The sequence below is a fragment of the Exiguobacterium sp. s140 genome (assembly GCF_018617035.1).
GTDB classification, from domain to species: Bacteria; Bacillota; Bacilli; order Exiguobacteriales; family Exiguobacteriaceae; genus Exiguobacterium; species Exiguobacterium profundum.
The window spans coordinates 1214888-1234132 of the sequence record NZ_JACSJK010000001.1 but is presented as its reverse complement, the minus strand read 5'-3'; the positions used below and the strand labels follow the sequence as shown (position 1 = coordinate 1234132).

Genomic DNA, 19245 nt, shown 5'->3' with positions numbered 1-19245 from the left:
CGCTTCTCGCAGTTTTTGCGAGAGGCGCTTTTTGTTAGTCCCAATAATGGAAAATGACGTTACCGACCGTCTCTGGTTCCCAATATTTGATTTCTCCGCGTTCCGCCTTGTTCAGAAACGGCTGTAGCGACAAATCGAACCGCTCATTCAACTCAGCCGCTGACGGAATCTGATAGGTGTCAGGAAACATGTCGGTCAGTTCGGGTACATCGATGAATTCATATTGAAACGGTTCGAGTTTGGAGATGCCGATGACAGGATAGTTTCTGCTGAGCAGGACATAGATGGTTTGCTCACTCCATGTGATACTCGCCTGGTGATAATTCGGAGTGATTTCGTCCCCAATGGTAAAGGAACATATTCCTCGTTTAATCCGGGTGAACTCAAAACAAATCGATTTGAACGTCTTCCAATCTGACCCTGGGGCGGAACAGTCGCCGTATGAAAAGCCGGTGATACATTCAGGGAGGGTGAGCGTCATGCGGACACCTCCCCGATGACCCAAATCAAAAGATTAAAAGTCATCAATACAAGCGTGCCGGAGAGCGCGAGGTAGCTCCACAAGACACGCTTTCCGGACTTGGCTCGTCGTACACCATCCATCAAAATCAGGAAACTCGTCCCGAGTGAGACGAACGCCAACGCTGCAAACGAAGTGGGTCGGTCGAGCGTGGGAAACGCATCGATCACAAAATACAGCCCAAAGGTGAGCAAGCCTAAACAAGCCAAGAAGAAAAGCGGGAAGAAACGCATATAGCACGACCTTTTCCATTTTCTCTCATCGTATCATGTGGGTTGTCGAGCGTAAATGTGAATCAGAGCTGTTTCGTCGTGATTTTTACGGGCTCGCCGCCGAACTCACCGTAGGCCTCGTCCATGTTTTTCGTGTATAGCTCGATCACGTTCTTGCTCGGGTCTTTGAAGTAGGCCGAGCGCTCTTTACCGTTGACCGTCTCGTCCTCGTCCCACGTCCGGAGTTTCGTCGGGATGTTTGATGCCTCTAACACTTCGAGCGCTTGGTCGAACGACTCCATCGGAACGAAAAATGCGCAGTGGACGTGGGCGCCGCCTTCATCATAGAGCGTGTCCCACTCGGTCACGTCCTCTTGGCGGTTCGATTCTTCTTCCGATGTGAACTCTCGTTTCAGCCAGAGGCCGAGACGGGTGTTCCCCCCGACATAGAGCCACGTCGCCCAAGGTTCGTCCGCCTGTTCCTGTGCTTCGCTCGGCTCGGCATCGTCACCGACCCATTGTTCGACGACGGGAAGTCCGAGCTTGCCGTGCCAAAAATCGACGGCCTCGGTCATGTCGGTCACTTCTAACACGAGTTCACACAGGCCACTGATTGGAATACGTTTCGTCATACATAGTCCCTCCTTCATAGGTTCACTCGAACAGTTCCCGCTTTGATTCGACGAAAAACGTGCATAGCCGTCCGATTGTTCGGGAAATGGATTAGCAATGTGAGAGGGGAGAAAGCATATGCGGATGTTTAGTTTGGTCAGCGTCGTTATTTTTTTCATCATCGAATGGTTCATGCTCGGTCGTCTGTTCATCGAAGTCGATAATCGTCTCGCGACGGGCGAGTGGACGAATAATCTCTTGTTCCGGGTCGTCGTCGAGTCGGAACGGGCGACGACCGTGCTGTTACTCCTGTTTGCGACATTTTTTGTAATCGGTGTCGTCATGCATTGGATATTGTCGGCGAACAAGTCCTGGTCCGTGACGTTTGGTGCGGTCGGGGTGGCGTGGGTCGTCCCGGCCTTGCTTGCCCTCGTGGCTTGGTTCATCCCGAACCCGTACGTCCAGCTAGGGATTATCGTGTTGCAGCTGTCGTTCATCCCGCTCGTCCCGTTCGTCGGACAGACGGTACGGCTCGGTCACGTCGTGTTGAACTGGGGCGTCCACGTCATCGCCGCGGGACTTGTGCTGTTGATTCAGCGACCATCGCTTGAGCAACTGTTTCGTGTCGAGCGGACCGAGCTGTTCGAGCGGCTCGAAGGTTATGTTAATTCGGGGGAGCTGGAACGGTTCGAACGACTGCTTGAAACCGTGGACTTGGAGCAACTTGAGCGCATCTTGAACCGAATCGATGTCGATCAGCTGATTCGGATTCTTGAACGTGTCGACCTCGACCAGCTCGAGCGCATCCTCAACCTGTTCAGTTAGGCGATTTGTCCTACCGTTCAAACTCGGGCTATAATGGATGATGGAAAAATAGCTGGAGGTGTCGGATATGATGGCAGCACCTTATGAGTTGACTGGAAAAGTCATTCGAGTCCTGTTTCAATCAGAAGAAGAGGCGCATACAATTGCGCTCGTACGTATAAAAGAAAAGAATTTTGAGACGGATGAGACCGAGATGGTCATCGCTGGCGTCGGAGTCGGCATTGAGAAGGGCGAGACGTATAAAGCGCACGGTCGTCTCGTCGAACACCCTCGATTCGGAAAACAGATGAAGGCGGATTGGATTCGCCGTGTCGTCCCGATGACGAAACGGGCTGCCGTGCGATTTTTAACGAACGGGTCTTTCCCTGGAATCGGTCAAAAAACGGCGCAGAAGATTGCGGATTCTCTCGGGGACGATTGTATCGACCAGATTGTGAAACATCCGAGCATCTTGTCCGAGGTAGACGGATTGAAAGAAAAGCAGGCACGTGTGATCACCGAGCGCCTGAACGTTTTATATGGGGTCGATCAGTTGCTTTTGTTTCTCGCTCCATTCGACGTGACGCCACGTCTCGCCTCGAAAATTCATAAAGAGTATGAAGGACGGGCGATGGAGACGATTGAGAAGAATCCGTATGCGCTCATGTACGACGTACAGGGGATTGGATTCAAGACGGCGGATGCCATCGCGGCACATTTTGGGATTCAAGGCATTCATCCTGAACGCATCGCGGCAGCCGTGCTGTACGTATTAGAACTCGAGCAAGGGAACGGTCATCTCTACGTGACGGCGGATCAACTCGAAGCCGAGATGCCTCGAATCATCGGGGCGGACCCGGGTGATGCGCTCGTCACGGCGCTCGAATCGCTCGCTAAAGAAGAACGGGTCGTCATCGAGGATGGGGTCGTCTATCATCCCCGTGTCTTCCGTGCCGAACGGAAGGCGGCAGAAGAGTTGGCTCGAATCATGGCGACATCGACGACAGAGGACGTGGACATGACGACCATCTTTGACGCGGTCGGACGTGTCGAGGAGATGTTCTCGATTGAATATGCCACTCAACAGCGAGAAGCGATCGAACTCGCTCTCAAGTCACCGCTCATGGTTCTTACCGGTGGACCGGGTACCGGGAAGACGACGGTCGTTCGAGGAATCATTCATGCACTCAGCGATGTCTTCGATTGGAAGTTAGAACCCGTTCCGAACCAACCGCTCCCGTTCGTCTTGGCCGCACCGACGGGTCGAGCGGCGAAACGCCTCAGTGAGTCGACCGGGCTACCGGCCTCGACGATCCACCGTCTGTTAAAGTTCGACGGTAGCTCGTTCCAAGTCGATGAGACGAATCCACTTGTCGGGAAAGTGCTCATCGTCGATGAGGCGTCGATGATTGACATCTTTTTGTTCCGAAGTTTGCTCAAAGCGGTACCGAACGGCATGAAAATCTTGTTCGTCGGAGACCGTGATCAGCTCCCATCTGTCGGACCGGGGCAAGTACTTGCCGATTTGATGGCGACAGAAGGGATTCCAGTCGTCCGCCTTGACGTCGTCCATCGCCAAGCGTCGGAGTCAAGTATCCTCCGTCTCGCCCATTCGTTGAATGCGAAGAAAATGCCAGACGATTTGTTGGCGTCACTGCCGGACCGGCGTTTCTATACGGCGAACCAAGAGACGGCGCTTCAAGCGATTTGTCAGATGGCAGGAGCGGCTCTCCGAAAAGGATATTCACCGTTTGATATTCAAGTGCTCGCACCGACATATCGGGGTGTCTGTGGAATTGATGGGCTGAATGAAGCTCTTCAGAACGTATTCAATCCAAAATCGAGTGCCCGTGAAGTGAAACACGGGACGCGTATTTACCGCAATGGCGATAAAGTGCTTCAACTCGTCAACAACGCCGAGGAAAACGTCTATAACGGGGACATCGGAGAAATCACGAACATCTTCTACGCGAAGGAAAACGTCGATAAGGTCGACAAGATTTATATTCGATTCGATCAGACAGAAGTCGAGTACAACCGTAGTGAATGGGACCAGTTCACCCATGCCTACGCCATCACGATCCATAAGTCACAAGGTTCCGAGTTCCCGATCGTGCTCATGCCAGTCTTCTTCAACGGAGGATTCCGGTCGTCACGCAACTTGATTTATACAGCTGTGACTCGGGCGAAGAAGAGTTTACTCTTGTTCGGTGACGTGCGTGCGCTCGAGGCGGCGACGCGAGAAGAGGAACCGGTGCGACGGACAAAATTGGTCGAACGCTTAGGCGGGAAGTCTTGACGTCTTTCCGAACGCGTGTGATAATGACGAATAGACAACTGAAACGATACAGACGATGAAGGAAATGAGTACGTCGTCACCGCCTCTACAGAGACATCTTCCTAGGCTGCGAGAAGATGGGGGTCGGCCGACCGAAGCTATTCTGGAGTCCCCACTCAACCTGGGCGCCTCATCCACGTTAACGGATGTTCGAGGCACGGTGTATACCGTGCGAACGAGGGTGGTACCACGAAGCGATGCTTTCGTCCCTTTCCACAGGGGCAGGCATCGCTTTTTTTCGTTTCGTTCAGAAATAAGGAGGAATTGTTCATGAAACCGATCAAATCATTGACTGGCGCACAAATTCGCCAAATGTACTTAGATTTCTTCAAATCAAAAGGGCACAGCGTGGAGCCGAGTGCTTCACTTGTACCGGTTGAAGATCCGACTTTGTTGTGGATCAACTCTGGTGTTGCGACTTTGAAAAAATACTTTGATGGACGTGTCATCCCAGCGAACCCACGGATCGTCAACGCTCAAAAATCGATTCGTACGAACGATATCGAGAACGTCGGGAAGACAGCACGTCACCATACGTTCTTCGAAATGCTCGGGAACTTCTCAGTCGGTGAATACTTCCGTGAAGAAGCAATCACATGGGGATGGGAACTGTTGACGAGCGACGAATGGTACGGACTCGATCCGGACCGTCTCTCCGTCACGATTCACCCAGACGATGAAGAGTCAAAACAAATCTGGATGAACCTTGGCATGCCAGCTGACCGCATCATCCCGCTAGCAGATAACTTCTGGGAAATCGGTGAAGGTCCATCTGGTCCAAACACGGAAATCTTCTTTGACCGTGGTCCAGCATTCGGGGACGACCCGACAGACCCTGAACTTTATCCGGGTGGGGAGAACGAGCGTTACCTTGAAATCTGGAACATCGTGTTCAGCCAATATAACCATGACGGACATGGAAACTACACAGAGCTTCCGCGTAAAAACATTGATACAGGGATGGGACTCGAACGGATGGCGAGCGTCCTTCAAGGCGTACCGACAAACTTCGATACCGACCTCTTCATGCCGATCATTCGTGAAACTGAAAAAATCAGTGGCGACGTATACCGTCAAGACAGTAGCAAGGATGTTGCGTTCAAAGTCATCGCGGACCACATCCGTACGGTATCGTTCGCAATCGGTGACGGGGCACTCCCATCGAACGAAGGACGTGGCTATGTCCTCCGTCGTCTTCTCCGCCGTGCGGTCCGCTATGCGAAGATGCTTGGTATCGAGCGTCCGTTCATGTATGAGCTCGTCGACGTCGTCGGTGACATCATGGTCGACTTCTACCCGCAAGTGAACGAGAAGAAAGACTTTATCAAGAAAGTCATCAAGAACGAGGAAGAGCGTTTCCACGAAACGTTGAACGACGGACTCGCGATTTTGAACGAAGTCGCAAAAGCACAAAAAGCAGCTGGGTCAAACATCATCAGCGGTCAAGACGCATTCCGTCTTTATGACACGTACGGCTTCCCGCTCGAATTGACAATCGAATATGCAGAAGACCATCAGATGACGGTCGACGAGGACGGCTTCAAAGAAGCGATGAACGAGCAACGTGAACGTGCACGTCAAGCGCGTGCTGACGTAGAATCGATGCAGATTCAGTCGGGTGTGCTTGCAGATATCACGATGCCATCGACCTTCCTCGGATACAACAACCTTGAGACGAACGCAAAAATCATCAGCTTGATTCACAACGGCGAACTCGCTGACGTCGTCGCTGCAGGGGAAGAGGCACAAGTCATCCTCGATCAGACACCATTTTATGCTGAGAGTGGCGGTCAAATCGGTGATAAAGGACAAATCGTCGGAGAAGACTTCCTTCTTCGCGTAAAAGATGTGTCGAAAGCGCCGAACGGACAGAACTTGCATACAGTCACGGTCGAGTCAGGTGTGGCGAAAGCGGAAGTAGCCGTCACGGCTTCTGTCGACCAAGCATCGCGTCAAGCCATCGTCAAGAACCACACGGCGACGCACCTCTTGCACCGCGCACTCAAAGATACGCTCGGGGAGCACGTCAACCAGGCCGGTTCACTCGTGACACCAGACCGTCTTCGTTTTGACTTCTCTCACTTCGGTCAAGTGACATCAGAAGAGCTTCAATCCATTGAGCGTCAAGTGAACGAGAAGATTTGGGCATCGATCGGTGTCGATATCGAAGAAATGAACATTGCGGATGCGAAAGCAAAAGGCGCGATGGCACTCTTCGGCGAGAAGTATGGTGATGTCGTTCGTGTCGTATCAGCAGGGGATTACTCGGTTGAGCTTTGTGGTGGGATTCACGTCTCCAACACGGCTGAAATCGGACTCTTTAAAATCTTGTCTGAATCAGGGATTGGCGCTGGGACGCGTCGAATTGAAGCGGTCACAGGAGCTGGCGCATATGAAGTGATGAACCAGCAAATCGAAACGCTCGAAGCGACAGCGAAGTTGTTGAAGACGAAACCACTTGAAGTTCCTGCACGCGTACAAGCACTTCAAGCTGAAATCAAAGAAGTCGAGCGTGCTTCAGAGTCGCTTAAAGCGAAGCTTGCCAACATCGAGGCATCTTCATTAACGGATGCGATCGAAACGATTGGCGGCGTCCAGTTGATTGCGAAACGCGTCGATGGACAAGACATGGATGCCCTTCGCAGCATGGTCGACGACTTGAAAGGGAAACTCGGCTCTGCCGTGATTATCCTTGGGTCGGCAAATGGGGAGAAGGTCAACCTCGTCGCAGGTGTGACGAAAGACCTGAACGACCGTGGCTTCCATGCCGGAAAACTGATTAAAGAAGTCGCGACACGCTGCGGTGGTGGCGGTGGCGGTCGTCCAGACATGGCACAAGCAGGTGGCCGAGATGCAACAAAACTGGACGAAGCATTGAAGTTTGCTTCACATTACGTCGAATCACTGGCATAATAGAGTGTGAAGTGCAAACGGAAAGAGGTGGATTCTTGTGAGCCAAATGGATCGCACGATGCAATTCAATTTTCCAGAAGATGATCAACGTGCTAACACACGTGAGACGCTGATTACGGTATATCAAGCACTCGAGGAAAAAGGTTATCAACCGATCAATCAAATCGTGGGATACTTACTGTCAGGTGACCCTGCCTACATTCCACGTCATAATGATGCGCGAAACTTGATTCGCAAAATTGAACGGGATGAACTTCTCGAAGAGTTGGTCAAATCGTATTTGAACGATCGTAGAGAGGATTAATATGAAGCGAGTCATGGGACTCGATGTCGGATCGAAGACGATTGGTGTCGCGGTGAGTGACCTGATGGGATGGACGGCGCAAGGTGTGGAGACGGTCTACTGGACCGAACCTGACTTTGACGAAGCCGTCCGTCTCCTTCGTCCGTTCATCGAGCAGTACGATGTGAAAGAAGTCGTCGTCGGTCACCCGAAAAACATGAATGGGACAGTCGGCCCGCGCGGTGAGGCGTCCGAGGCATTTGCCGAGGCGTTCACAGAACAGACGGGTTTACCTTGCGTGTTGGTGGATGAACGATTAACGACGATGCAAGCGGAACGGATGCTCATTTCAGCAGATGTCAGCCGCAAAAAGAGAAAAGCGGTCATCGACAAAATGGCGGCCGTGATGATTTTACAAAACTACCTGGATCGTTCCGGGAAATAAGGAGGAATCTCTCATGGCAGAAATCCGTCGTGAAGAAGAAATGTACCGTATTCCAGATGAAAATGGAGACGAACATTTATTTGCAGAAATTTTCCGTATGACGAGCGACCGTTCGAAAAAGACATTTGTCGTACTTGAACCGGTAGGCGCACCAGAGACAGAAGACGAAGATACGATTGAAGTATACGCATTTGAAATTGAAGAACTTGAAGATGGCGAATTCATCTTGAAGCTCGTCGAAGACGATGAAGACTTCGAAGAGGTCATGGAAGCATTCGACATCGTCAATGACGAAGTCGGTCTAGACTAAATAGAGGACGGGCGGCTAGGGAATGTCCCTCGTCGCCTCTCTTTATAAAAAGAACAGGGGAGAAATGCATGAATCATCCATCTATGTCAGATGAGAAACGTGCCCGCAACCGGATCGTCCGTCGTATCACGGTTGTCATCCTGGCCATCTTCCTTCTCGTCATTGCCACAGGGTCGGCGCTCGCATATGTCTTTGTGAAGCGTTCCATCGAACCGATTGACCCAACTTCGACTGAAACGGTCGAGATTGAAGTCCCGCTCGGTGCCGGTTCGGGATACATTGGTGAATTACTAGAAGAGAATGGGCTTGTAAGGAGTAGCACGATTTTCCGTTTCTATACACGCTTTAAGAACGAATCGTCGTTCCAGGCGGGGACGTATACGTTATCTCCGTCACAATCAATCGATGAATTGATTGAAACGTTGCAAACAGGTAAAGTCATTGTGGTCCCTGATATTAAGCTCGTCATTCCAGAAGGATTCACGATTGACCAGGTGATTGCGCGACTTGCGAAAGTGGCCGAACTCCCGAAAGAAGAGATTTCTGAGCAGTTGAGCGACCGTGAATACATTCAATCTCTCGTAAACGAGCATGAAATGTTGACGGAGGAAGTCTTGCAGGAAGGCATCTATCATCCGCTTGAAGGATACCTGTTCCCAGCCACATATGAATTCAATAAAGGCGTAACGCTCAATGAAATCATCGATGAGATGTTACTGCCAACCGAAAGTATGTATCAAGAATACAAAGATCGTTTAGCCGATTCAGGACGTACGTTCCATGAGACGCTCGCGCTCGCATCCGTTGTCGAGAAAGAGGCGGTGTCAACGGAAGACCGCAAAGAGATTGCCGGTGTGTTTGAGAATCGCTTAAATGACGGAATGAAGTTACAATCTGACCCGACCGTCTGGTACGGAACGGGGGAAACATCGATTTTCACTTCATTCGCGGACTTAGAGAACGACTCTCTATATAACACGTATCGTTATGAAGGCATTCCGATCGGACCGATTGCAGCCGTGAGCCGTGACGCATTTGAGGCGGTGCTCAACCCGAACGATACGGAGAACATTTACTTCTACGCGCGCCCTCCACGTGAAGGGTTCCCGAACGGGGAAGTCTTGTTCGAGGTCGACTATGAGGATCACCAACAAAACGTCAATAAGTACCGTTCCGAATGGGAAGCGTTTGAAGAAGCAAACAGTAATTGATGGGACGACCGGAAGCGGATGCTTCCGGTCGTTTGAATGAAGAGAGTTAAGAGGTGGAACGAGTGGACCATGCATCCTATGAGGGATATGTAGAAAAACTGATCAATGACCGCTCCCCGCTATTGACGGAGATGGAGGCGTTCGCGCGTGTCCATCACGTCCCAATCATGGATTTGACGGGTTCGGAAGTATTGCTCTCCTTATTGGCGATGCAACGGCCGACCCGAATTCTCGAAGTGGGGACGGCCATCGGCTATAGTGCCATTCGCATGGCGGAGTTGTTACCCGATGCAGAAATCGTCACAATCGAGCGAAATGCTCGTCGTTTTGAAGAGGCGACGGGATTCATCAATCGATCGGATGTTCGCGATCGGATTACGCTCATTCACGGTGATGCCGTCGAATTGATTGGATCGATTGAAGGTGAATTCGATGCCGTGTTTATTGATGCGGCAAAAGGACAATATCAAAAATTTTTTGATGGGTATGGCGCTTTAGTACCAATTGGTGGTACGATTTACAGCGATAATTTGTTTTTACGAGGGGACGTCTTGCTAGAGGACGTGTCGGTTTTAGACCGACGCCGACGCCGGCTCGTTCGTCTCGTGAAGCAGTTTACTGAGCAATTGATGGCACGGACCGATTATCATACTGCAATTTTGCCCCTTGGTGATGGCCTAGCAATCAGTCGTAAATTACGATGAGGAGGACTTAACTTTGATGCAACATAAACCCGTCATTATTGGCGTGGCCGGGGGTACCGGATCAGGAAAAACGACCGTGGCCCGCGCTCTCGTCGATGCGTTTCAAGGTCAATCGGTCGTCATGATCGAGCAAGACGCGTACTATAAGGATCAATCAGAGATGACCATGGAGGAGCGGTACAAGACGAACTACGACCACCCCTTCGCCTTTGATAACGATTTGTTGATTGAACATATCCAACAGTTACAACAACATCAGGCGATTGAGAAGCCGGTCTATGACTATGCGGCTCACACGCGTTCAAGTGAAACCATCTTGATCGAGCCCGTCGATGTCGTCATCGTCGAAGGAATCTTGGCACTCGAGGATGCACGTTTGCGTGAATTGATGGATATTAAAGTTTTCGTGGATACAGATGCGGACGTTCGAATCTTGCGTCGCATGCAGCGTGATATCAATGAACGTGGACGTTCAATCGACTCGGTCGTGGCGCAGTACACGAATGTCGTCCGCCCGATGCATTTGCAGTTCTGTGAACCGACGAAGCGTTATGCAGACATCATCGTTCCTGAAGGCGGAGAAAACTTTGTTGCAATCGATTTACTCGTGACAAAAATCCGTTGGGTGCTCACTGAGCGCAATCGCGCTTGAGGAAATAAATCGTTTTCAATTCAACCCTAGCTGTAATATACTAGGAGACAATGAAGGAGTGACAGAAATGGCTGAAAAACAACACTATATGACGTTAGACGGAAAAGCGAAAATCGAACATGAATTAAACGAACTGAAGACGGTCCGCCGTAAAGAAGTCGTTGAAAATATTAAGATTGCTCGTGACTTCGGTGACTTGTCAGAGAACGCGGAATATGACGCGGCGAAAGAAGAACAAGCGATGGTCGAAGGACGCATCGCACAATTAGAAGAGATGCTCCGTAACGCGGTCATCATTCAAGATGATGCAGGCGATAACTCGGTTGTCTCAATCGGGAAGACGGTAACGTTCTTCATCCAAGAAGATAATGAAGACGAGACGTATACAATCGTTGGTGGAGCTGAGGCAGACCCGTTCACAGGGAAAATCTCGAACGAATCACCGATCGCCAAGGCACTTCTTGGTCGTACGATTGGTGATGTGGTCACGGTGCAAACACCAGGTGGCGACATGGTCGTCGAAATTAAAGAAATCAAATAATGCGAAGAGCGATTTCCTATTTGGAAGTCGCTCTCTTTCTGAGGAGGAAACGGAATGAAAGTAGGCATCATCGGCGCGATGGAAGAAGAAGTGAATTTACTTCGGAACGAGTTGACAGAACGAGTAGACACTGAAATCGCGAACTATCATTTTTATGAGGGCTATCTTGGAAACATGCAAGTTGTCATCTTGAAGTCAGGCATCGGGAAGGTCAATGCAGCCATCGGTACGACACTTTTGATTGATAAGTTCAAACCGGACGTTGTCATCAATACGGGTTCTGCCGGCGGTTTTAAAAAGGGAATGAAAGTCGGAGACGTCGTCGTCTCGACGGAAGTTCGTCATCACGATGTCGACGTGACGGCATTCGGATATGAATACGGACAAGTACCAGGCATGCCGCCGGCGTATGAGGCGGATGCCAAGCTTGTCAGCGTCTGTAAAGATGTCATTGAAAACTTGCCGGACGTGAACGTGCACCAGGGATTGATCGTGACAGGAGATTCGTTCATCAACGATTCGAAACGCGTGGCGGACATCCTCGGTCATTTCGATGGCGTCGCAGCCGTCGAAATGGAGGCTGCTCCGATCGCCCAAACGTGCTATCAGTTTGGTGTCCCGTTCGTCGTCACACGCTCGATTTCAGACAGTGCGGACGAAGAAGCGAATCTGTCGTTTGATGAGTTCTTGGAGACAGCATCGATCAATTCTGCGAAGATGGTCATGGCTGTCACGAAGCGTTTAGAACAAGCTTAATCCAGTCTACACGAGGAGGATGCATTGACATCCTCTTTTTATTCCCTTATATTAGTACCAGATACTAAGAATAGGGGTCGACGATATGAATATTGGAATCATCGGCATCGGGTCGTTCTTACCGGACAATCGGGTGACAAATATCGATTTAGAAAAACGAATGGATACGAGCGATGAGTGGATTCGTACACGTACAGGCATCGAGGCACGTCATTTGGCTGAGGGTGATGTGACGGTCGCGGATATGGCGACACGTGCCGCTGAACGGGCGTTACAGAGCGCGGGCGTCGCAATCGATGAGATTGAAGCGATCGTCTGTGCGACGGCTACAGCACCAGCCTTCCCGGCAACCGCATGTGTGGTGCAGGCGAATCTCGGAGCGAAAGCCGCCGTGGCGTTCGACGTGAGCGCGGCATGTAGCGGCTTCATCTTCGCGATGGACACGGCGAAGAGTCTCATGGATTCGAAAGGATTTAAAAAGACGCTCGTCATTGGCGCAGAGAAGATGGGAAGTCTAATTGATTGGGATGACCGATCGACGGCTGTCCTCTTCGGGGACGGAGCAGGGGCTGTCGTGCTCGGGGAAGACGAGATCGCTTCAATTGACTCACTTGTGCTCGGAAGTGACGGGACAGGTGGAAAACATCTGTATGAGAATGAAGAAGGTAAAATCGTCATGAACGGTCGCGAAGTCTTCAAGTTTGCCGTTCGGAAGATGCCCGAAATCGTGCTTGAAGCGCTAGACAAAGCAGACAAGACGTTGGAAGATCTTGACGTCCTCGTTCCACACCAGGCGAACCGTCGAATCATCGACGCTGCGATGGAACGGTTACACTTAGAAGAAGAGAAAGTGGTCATGACCATTCAAGACCATGCGAATACATCAGCAGCTTCCATTCCACTCGCATTGGCCGAGGCGGTCAAGTCTGGCAAAATCCAAGATGGACAAACGGTCGTCATCGCAGGATTTGGTGCTGGGCTCACGTGGGGGGCTAGCTGCCTGACATGGAATCACGCAACCATTACGGAGGGGAATCATTTATGAAACGAGTAGTAGTGACAGGATTAGGAGTCGTATCACCATTAGGAAACGATGTCTCAACAATGTGGGATCGCCTGTTAAAAGGGGATAACGCGATTGATACGTTGACGAAGATCGACATCAGTCAATACCCGGCCAAGGTCGGGGCGGAAGTGAAGGAATGGAACATCGATCATTTAGTCGAACCGAAGGAAGCGCGTAAGATGGATTCCTTCATCCAATATTCTTTACTTGCGGCAGACGCTGCCCATAAAGACAGCGGACTCGATGTGAAAGCGATCGCGGACGATGTCGGGATTTGGATCGGGAGCGGAATTGGTGGCGTCGAGACGATTGACAAACAGTCTGCCATCTTGCATGACCGTGGACCACGTCGCGTCAGCCCGTTCTTCATTCCGATGATGATTCCGAACATGGCGAGCGGACAAGTATCCATCTATCTTGGAGCAAAGGGACCGAGCAACTGTTCCGTGACGGCTTGTGCATCAGGGACGAACTCCATCGGGGAAGCGTTCCGTGTCATTCAACGTGGAGATGCGATCGCCATGTTCGCAGGTGGAGCGGAAGCGCCAATCACACCACTCTCGTTCGCAGGTTTTTGTTCAAACAAAGCCCTTTCAACGAATCCAGACCCGAACACGGCGTGCCGTCCGTTCGATGAAAACCGTGACGGATTCGTCATGGGTGAAGGAGCCGGGGTGCTCGTCTTAGAGGAGTATGAACATGCAAAAGCACGTGGTGCGAAAATGTACGCTGAAGTTGTTGGATATGGGATGAGTTCGGATGCTTACCATATCACAGCACCATCCCCTGAAGCTGAGGGCGGTTCGAAAGCGATGAGTGAGGCGATTCGAGACGCCGGAATCACGCCAGAAGATGTTCAATACATTAACGCGCACGGAACGAGTACACCACTCAACGATATGCTCGAGACGAAAGCGATTCGTCGTGTGTTCGGGGAACACGCTGATAAGCTCGCCGTCAACTCGTCAAAATCGATGATCGGTCACCTTCTCGGTGGTGCAGGTGGCGTCGAGGCCGTCATCACAGCACTTTCGATTCATGAAGGCAAGATTCATCCAACGATTAACTGCGAATCACCAGCTGCAGATTGTGATTTAGATTATGTACGTGAAGGAAATCGGGAACTTGACATTCGTTATGCACTCAGTAACTCACTCGGCTTCGGGGGCCACAATGCGACACTCGCATTTGCAAAAGTGACGAACTGACGGTAGAAAAATCATTCAAAAAAGGTTAGGGTATAAGGGTTGGTCTAACAGAAAGGAGTGCAACGAATGAAAAAGAAATCATTCATCGTGGCCGCCTTGTTAGGTTCAGTCCTTATCCTTTTTTTATTTGTTTGGAACGAACAACGAGAGCAGTCACGCGAACTAGTGCCAGTCGAAGAACAACAATTGACGATTTACGGAGAGTCGCTTCCGGCTCAGCCGGATGTCATGCTAGCAATTGATCCATCATCTCAAACGATCCTATCCCATCTATATGAAGGACTATATCGATTCGGAGCAGACGGGTCCATCGAACCGGCGCTCGTCGAGAAATTAGAGCGATCCGAAGATGGGACGGTCTATACATTCACATTAAAAGAGAGTGTGACGACAGAAGGAAATGCGATTGACGCGCAAACGTTCGTCGATCACTTCCAAAAACTCGTGGACGTTGATACGAATTCACCATTCAGCTTCTTACTCGCAGATGTTCAATCTGCAAAAGAAATCGGGCTTGGTCAACAAGAACCGGATACGCTAGGGGTCAAGGCAATCGATGACCGGACGCTCGAGCTGACTCTAGTCCGTCCGATGGAAGGGTTCGAACAAATTTTAGCGATGCCCGCATTTTTACCTCAACCAAAGGTGAAAGAATGGGATAAGCTAGAGACAAACGGCCCATTTAAAATCAAGGCGATCGAAGATACGACCATCTCGTTACATAAAAATGAAACGTACCGAGAAGCTGAACAGGTCACACTTGAAACGATTACCATCAAGAGTGAACCGAACTTGTCAGAAGCGACAGGGATGCAGCCCGTCCCTTACGATTTTGACGTCTCCACGATTGATCAAGAAGGATTGACTGTACGGGACGTTCCGCGGAGCGGAGTCTTTTATTTGAAGCCGAATGTTGAAAAAGCGCCGTTTAATGATGTAGCGTTTCGACAAGCCATCGCATTGACGCTTGATCGGACGGAAATCGAAGATTCACTCGCACGAGCAGAACAGACGACAGAACGATTACTCGTCATCGACCAAAAAGCTGCGATCGCACAATTGGAAGGAAACGCCGACCAATTGTTTGACACCGTGAAGAAACGTCTGAAGAAAGATGAAATCGAAATCGAGCTGCTCAGCTTTGTCGATGATGAAGCGCGTCAAATCTCCACAAAATTAAAGAAGAATTTGGAACAGTTGGATGGTTTGACCGTTAACGTCATCGAACTCCCCCTAGGAGAAAAAGTTAGGAAAGAAGTCTCAGGGGATTATGCATTTTCATTATCGGGCTGGCAACCGGACTATCCGATGTTATCCGCCTACTTGACTCAATTTGAAACAAACGACGTGTTGAATTCAAGTCGATATGCCAGCGAATCATATGATCAATTGATGGATCGGGCTCGCGCGACGGACCGGTTGGAAGAGCGAAATGAGATCTTTCGAGAAGCGGAGGCACAGCTGTTAGAAGAGGCTGTTGTTATGCCAATCTATCAAGCTGGACGTTCTTATATGATTGAAAAAGAATACGATCATATCGGATTTCCGGTCACCGGTCCTTCATATGTCCTAACCTTTGCGAAAAAATACGAAAATTGAGCTAAAAGCCCGCCACTGTAGGCGGGCTTTTTGACTAAGGATAAAATTTTTTAGAAAAATCAAAATAAACACTTTGCAAAATTATCAGAATATTGTATTATTGCATCAACGGGATTTTGGTAACAAATACTGTCAGAAGAAATGACTGAATTTTCTACCATCATTCACTTCGTTAAAACGAAAAAATCAGGGGGTCATCGCAATGAATAAGAAAAAAGGTTTTGCTTTAGCATCTTCGGTTACACTTCTTTCAAGTGCTTTCCTAGCTGCGTGTTCTACAGGGGATGAAGACACAGGGTCTTCAAATGGATCAGGTTCGGAAGGTTCTGCAGATGAAGCGCAAGTCCTCAACTTGCTCGATTCTTCAGACATCCCTTCACTTAACCCGACACTCGCAACGGACACTGTTTCGTTCAACGTCTTGAACAACGTTAACGAAGGTCTCTACCGCATGGACGAAGAAGACAACCCGACTCCGGGTATGGCTGAAGACCACGATGTTTCAGAAGACGGAAAAACGTACACGTTCAAAATCCGTGAAGGTGCGACTTGGTCAAACGGGGAGCCTGTCACAGCGAACGACTTCGAATACGCTTGGAAAGAAGTACTCAACCCAGATAACGCATCACAATATGCATACGTTATGTCAATCATCGAAGGCGCAGAAGCGTACAACACTGGTGAAGGCGAGCGCGATGCTGTAGGCGTTAAAGCAATCGACGATCAAACACTTGAAGTTAAATTGACAGCACCAGCTGACTACTTCCTCGGATTGACTAGCTTCGGCGTATTCATGCCAAAACTCGAGTCATTCGATACTGAGCAAGGCGAAAACTTCGGTACGTCTGCAGAGACGACTCTCTACAACGGACCGTTCAAACTCGACAGCTGGGAGCGCGAGCAAGGCTGGAAGATGGTCAAGAACGAAGACTATTGGGATGCTGAAGCAGTGAAACTTGAAGAAATCAACGTTAAAGTCGTTAAAGAAGTTTCAACAGGTGTTAACTTGTATGAAAACGGTGACGTTGACCGCGCTGGCTTGACTTCTGAGTATGTAGCTGAATTCCAAGACAGTGAAGAGTTCTCAACTGTCGTTGAACCAACACTCTTCTATCTCCAGTTCAACACAGCTGTGGAAGAACTTGACAACCAAAAAATCCGTAACGCAATTGACAAAGCGTATGATAAAGAAGCAATCTCAGAGACGCTTCTTGCGAACGGTTCGATTCCTGCTAACTACCTCGTACCAAAAGATTTCGTAACAGGTCCTGACGGTAAAGACTTCCGTGAAGCGAACGGCGATATCGGTGGATACAACGTGGAAGAAGCTCAAAAACTTTGGGAAGAAGGGCTTAAAGAGCTCGGAACAGACAAAGTTGAGCTTGAGCTCCTTAACTATGACTCAGAGTCAGCGAAGCAAATCGGGGAGTTCATTAAAGGTGAGCTTGAGAAGAACCTTCCAGGAATTTCGGTGTCAATCAAGCAACAGCCGTTCAACAACAAACTTGACCTTGAGAACAAAGGTGAGTTCGAGTTGACATTCGCTGGATGGGGACCTGACTACCAAGATCCAATGACATTCGTTGACCTCTTCGTCACTGACGGACCATACAACCGTGGTAAGTGGTCGAATGAAGAATTCGATAAGTTGATCGAATCTGCGAAATCAAGCACAGATGCTGAACAGCGTTGGGCTGACCTTCAAGCTGCAGAGAAAATCGTTCTTGAAGAGAACGCAATCTCGCCAGTTTACCAACGTGGATCGGCTCGCCTCACGAAACCTTACGTTAAGGGAATCGTTGAGCACGCATTCGGTGCGGACTACTCTTACAAGTGGGCTTCAATCGAAGGCAAAGAATAATCAAATCATCTTACGAAGAGAGACAGGGACGCCTGTGTCTCTTTTTATGTACATTTTTTAATACAAAAAAGAACTCTCACATGGAGAGTTCTGTCACAACAATCTTATTTTTTCACTTTGGCGCGCTTACGACTGAGACCCATCGCTTTTTCAATCTTCGCGAGATTCTTGTTTGCGACGGCTTCAGCTTTCGCACGACCGGCATCAAGAATTTCATCGAGTTCTGGAGAATCGATCAACTCGTGGTAACGCGTTTGAATTGGTTCAAGTAGAGCAACAACCGCTTCCGCCACATCTTGTTTGAACGTCCCATAGTTCGAGTTCTCATATTGTTTGACGAGATCATCGATTGGGGTCCCTGTCGAAAGCGAGTAAATTTCTAACAAGTTCGAAATCCCCGGTTTATTCTCCCGATCAAATGAGATGACACCACTCGAATCTGTGACGGCACTCTTGATTTTCTTGCGGATGACATTCGGCTCGTCGAGCATCGAGATATATCCTTTGGCATTCGTATCCGATTTCGACATCTTCTTCACGGGATTTGTGAGAGACATGATCCGAGCGCCTTCTTTTTGAATGAGTGGTTCCGGCATCGTGAATGTCTCGTAATAACGTTTGTTAAAGCGTTCCGCCAAATCACGCGTCAACTCGATGTGTTGCTTTTGATCGTCTCCGACTGGAACGAGTTCCGTATTGTATAACAAGATGTCAGATGCCATGAGCGTCGGGTAAACGAACAGCCCTGCACCAACATTCTCGCTACCTTGCGACTTGTCTTTATACTGCGTCATTCGGCCGAGTTCACCCATTCCGGCGATACAAGTTAACATCCAACCGAGCTGAGCGTGTGCTTTCACTTCAGACTGAACAAAAATCGTCGCTTTTTCTGGGTCGAGACCAGAAGCCAAGTAGAGTGCCGCTAACTTTCGAGTGTTGTTCATGAGCTCGACACGATCGAGTTGAACGGTAATCGAATGTAAATCGACGATGCAATAATACGCATTGTTGTCATCTTGAAGATCGACGAATTGCTTCATTGCGCCTAAGTAGTTCCCGAGCGTCACGACGCCGGTCGGTTTGATTCCTGAAAAAATCGTTGCCATGTGAATACACCTCCGAAAAATATAAAAAACCGCAGTCGTCCTCCCGAATAAATCGGGACGAATAACCGCGGTGCCACCCAAATTTGCATATACTATGCCACTTG

At 49.6% G+C, this 19245-nt stretch carries 19 protein-coding genes and 1 other annotated feature (1 of these 20 running past the window's edge); of the genes, 15 read left to right on the top strand and 4 right to left on the bottom strand.

The annotated features are described in order from the left end of the window. Positions 1-34: 34 nt before the first annotated feature. From KNO61_RS06415 to KNO61_RS06405, 3 genes are all read right to left on the bottom strand, one after another. Entirely contained in the window at positions 35-481 is a 447-nt protein-coding gene (locus tag KNO61_RS06415; RefSeq protein WP_078146588.1) for a hypothetical protein, read from the bottom strand. Continuing rightward, positions 478-753, bottom strand: a complete 276-nt coding sequence (locus KNO61_RS06410; RefSeq protein ID WP_078146589.1) for a hypothetical protein — start codon at positions 751-753, stop codon at positions 478-480. Before KNO61_RS06410 ends, KNO61_RS06415 begins: the two co-directional genes overlap by 4 nt. 62 nt (positions 754-815) lie before the next feature. Further along, on the bottom strand, positions 816-1364 hold the full coding sequence (locus KNO61_RS06405) for a VOC family protein (protein ID WP_240499799.1): 549 nt from the start codon (positions 1362-1364) through the stop codon (positions 816-818). Positions 1365-1482: 118 nt separating this feature from the next. Between KNO61_RS06405 and KNO61_RS06400 the strand changes: the two genes are divergently transcribed. The 15 genes from KNO61_RS06400 (at position 1483) to KNO61_RS06330 (ending at position 18035) form a co-directional block, all read left to right on the top strand. After that, positions 1483-2169: a magnesium and cobalt transport protein CorA gene (locus KNO61_RS06400; protein ID WP_078146591.1), complete on the top strand. Its 687-nt coding sequence runs from the start codon at positions 1483-1485 to the stop codon at positions 2167-2169. A gap of 70 nt (positions 2170-2239) precedes the next feature. Then, entirely contained in the window at positions 2240-4447 is a 2208-nt protein-coding gene (gene recD2 / locus KNO61_RS06395) for an SF1B family DNA helicase RecD2 (protein WP_251024820.1), read from the top strand. Between the two features lie 309 nt (positions 4448-4756). Next, complete coding sequence (gene alaS / locus KNO61_RS06390) at positions 4757-7399, top strand: alanine--tRNA ligase (protein ID WP_214872796.1); 2643 nt, start codon at positions 4757-4759, stop codon at positions 7397-7399. A gap of 37 nt (positions 7400-7436) precedes the next feature. After that, complete coding sequence (locus KNO61_RS06385) at positions 7437-7703, top strand: IreB family regulatory phosphoprotein (protein WP_015881196.1); 267 nt, start codon at positions 7437-7439, stop codon at positions 7701-7703. A gap of 1 nt (position 7704) precedes the next feature. After that, positions 7705-8127, top strand: a complete 423-nt coding sequence (gene ruvX / locus KNO61_RS06380) for a Holliday junction resolvase RuvX (RefSeq protein ID WP_015881197.1) — start codon at positions 7705-7707, stop codon at positions 8125-8127. 13 nt (positions 8128-8140) lie between these two features. Further along, positions 8141-8437, top strand: a complete 297-nt coding sequence (locus KNO61_RS06375) for a DUF1292 domain-containing protein (RefSeq protein WP_078146594.1) — start codon at positions 8141-8143, stop codon at positions 8435-8437. Between the two features lie 68 nt (positions 8438-8505). Beyond that, positions 8506-9648: an endolytic transglycosylase MltG gene (gene mltG, locus KNO61_RS06370; RefSeq protein WP_214872795.1), complete on the top strand. Its 1143-nt coding sequence runs from the start codon at positions 8506-8508 to the stop codon at positions 9646-9648. 62 nt (positions 9649-9710) lie between these two features. Beyond that, positions 9711-10352 (top strand): O-methyltransferase, encoded by a 642-nt coding sequence (locus KNO61_RS06365; protein WP_015881200.1) that lies wholly within the window; start codon positions 9711-9713, stop codon positions 10350-10352. A 16-nt stretch (positions 10353-10368) separates the two neighbouring features. Then, positions 10369-11004, top strand: a complete 636-nt coding sequence (udk, locus tag KNO61_RS06360; RefSeq protein WP_031421468.1) for a uridine kinase — start codon at positions 10369-10371, stop codon at positions 11002-11004. A gap of 67 nt (positions 11005-11071) precedes the next feature. Further along, the gene (gene greA / locus KNO61_RS06355) at positions 11072-11545 is read left to right on the top strand and encodes a transcription elongation factor GreA (RefSeq protein WP_015881202.1); all 474 of its coding nucleotides are present in this window, start codon (positions 11072-11074) and stop codon (positions 11543-11545) included. Positions 11546-11599: 54 nt separating this feature from the next. Next, a complete protein-coding gene (gene mtnN, locus KNO61_RS06350) occupies positions 11600-12301 on the top strand; it encodes a 5'-methylthioadenosine/S-adenosylhomocysteine nucleosidase (protein WP_015881203.1) in 702 nt (233 codons plus the stop codon). Positions 12302-12386: 85 nt separating this feature from the next. Beyond that, positions 12387-13346, top strand: coding sequence for a beta-ketoacyl-ACP synthase III (locus KNO61_RS06345; protein ID WP_078146596.1), 960 nt, complete (start codon positions 12387-12389; stop codon positions 13344-13346). Next, positions 13343-14575, top strand: a complete 1233-nt coding sequence (gene fabF / locus KNO61_RS06340) for a beta-ketoacyl-ACP synthase II (protein ID WP_015881205.1) — start codon at positions 13343-13345, stop codon at positions 14573-14575. Before KNO61_RS06345 ends, fabF begins: the two co-directional genes overlap by 4 nt. Before the next feature lie 66 nt (positions 14576-14641). Continuing rightward, positions 14642-16174 (top strand): peptide ABC transporter substrate-binding protein, encoded by a 1533-nt coding sequence (locus tag KNO61_RS06335; RefSeq protein ID WP_214872794.1) that lies wholly within the window; start codon positions 14642-14644, stop codon positions 16172-16174. Positions 16175-16376: 202 nt separating this feature from the next. Further along, entirely contained in the window at positions 16377-18035 is a 1659-nt protein-coding gene (locus KNO61_RS06330; protein WP_214872793.1) for a peptide ABC transporter substrate-binding protein, read from the top strand. A 104-nt stretch (positions 18036-18139) separates the two neighbouring features. Here the strand turns inward: KNO61_RS06330 and trpS are convergent, their stop codons facing one another. Then, positions 18140-19141 carry a tryptophan--tRNA ligase gene (gene trpS, locus KNO61_RS06325; protein WP_214872792.1) on the bottom strand — a complete coding sequence of 334 codons (1002 nt, stop codon included), beginning with the start codon at positions 19139-19141 and terminating at the stop codon, positions 18140-18142. Positions 19142-19191: 50 nt separating this feature from the next. Next, positions 19192-19245: a binding site (T-box leader), on the bottom strand; it runs 155 nt beyond the window's last position.

Excerpts from the sequence above, each read along its gene's own strand:
- ruvX (WP_015881197.1), top strand. The coding sequence starts at position 7,705 with ATGAAGCGAGTCATGGGACTCGATGTCGGATCGAAGACGATTGGTGTC.
- recD2 (WP_251024820.1), top strand. The coding sequence starts at position 2,240 with ATGGCAGCACCTTATGAGTTGACTGGAAAAGTCATTCGAGTCCTGTTT.
- trpS (WP_214872792.1), bottom strand. The coding sequence starts at position 19,141 with ATGGCAACGATTTTTTCAGGAATCAAACCGACCGGCGTCGTGACGCTC.
- KNO61_RS06400 (WP_078146591.1), top strand. The coding sequence starts at position 1,483 with ATGCGGATGTTTAGTTTGGTCAGCGTCGTTATTTTTTTCATCATCGAA.
- mtnN (WP_015881203.1), top strand. The coding sequence starts at position 11,600 with ATGAAAGTAGGCATCATCGGCGCGATGGAAGAAGAAGTGAATTTACTT.
- KNO61_RS06345 (WP_078146596.1), top strand. The coding sequence starts at position 12,387 with ATGAATATTGGAATCATCGGCATCGGGTCGTTCTTACCGGACAATCGG.
- mltG (WP_214872795.1), top strand. The coding sequence starts at position 8,506 with ATGAATCATCCATCTATGTCAGATGAGAAACGTGCCCGCAACCGGATC.
- udk (WP_031421468.1), top strand. The coding sequence starts at position 10,369 with ATGCAACATAAACCCGTCATTATTGGCGTGGCCGGGGGTACCGGATCA.
- greA (WP_015881202.1), top strand. The coding sequence starts at position 11,072 with ATGGCTGAAAAACAACACTATATGACGTTAGACGGAAAAGCGAAAATC.
- KNO61_RS06330 (WP_214872793.1), top strand. The coding sequence starts at position 16,377 with ATGAATAAGAAAAAAGGTTTTGCTTTAGCATCTTCGGTTACACTTCTT.
- KNO61_RS06375 (WP_078146594.1), top strand. The coding sequence starts at position 8,141 with ATGGCAGAAATCCGTCGTGAAGAAGAAATGTACCGTATTCCAGATGAA.
- KNO61_RS06405 (WP_240499799.1), bottom strand. The coding sequence starts at position 1,364 with ATGACGAAACGTATTCCAATCAGTGGCCTGTGTGAACTCGTGTTAGAA.
- KNO61_RS06410 (WP_078146589.1), bottom strand. The coding sequence starts at position 753 with ATGCGTTTCTTCCCGCTTTTCTTCTTGGCTTGTTTAGGCTTGCTCACC.
- alaS (WP_214872796.1), top strand. The coding sequence starts at position 4,757 with ATGAAACCGATCAAATCATTGACTGGCGCACAAATTCGCCAAATGTAC.
- KNO61_RS06415 (WP_078146588.1), bottom strand. The coding sequence starts at position 481 with ATGACGCTCACCCTCCCTGAATGTATCACCGGCTTTTCATACGGCGAC.
- fabF (WP_015881205.1), top strand. The coding sequence starts at position 13,343 with ATGAAACGAGTAGTAGTGACAGGATTAGGAGTCGTATCACCATTAGGA.
- KNO61_RS06335 (WP_214872794.1), top strand. The coding sequence starts at position 14,642 with ATGAAAAAGAAATCATTCATCGTGGCCGCCTTGTTAGGTTCAGTCCTT.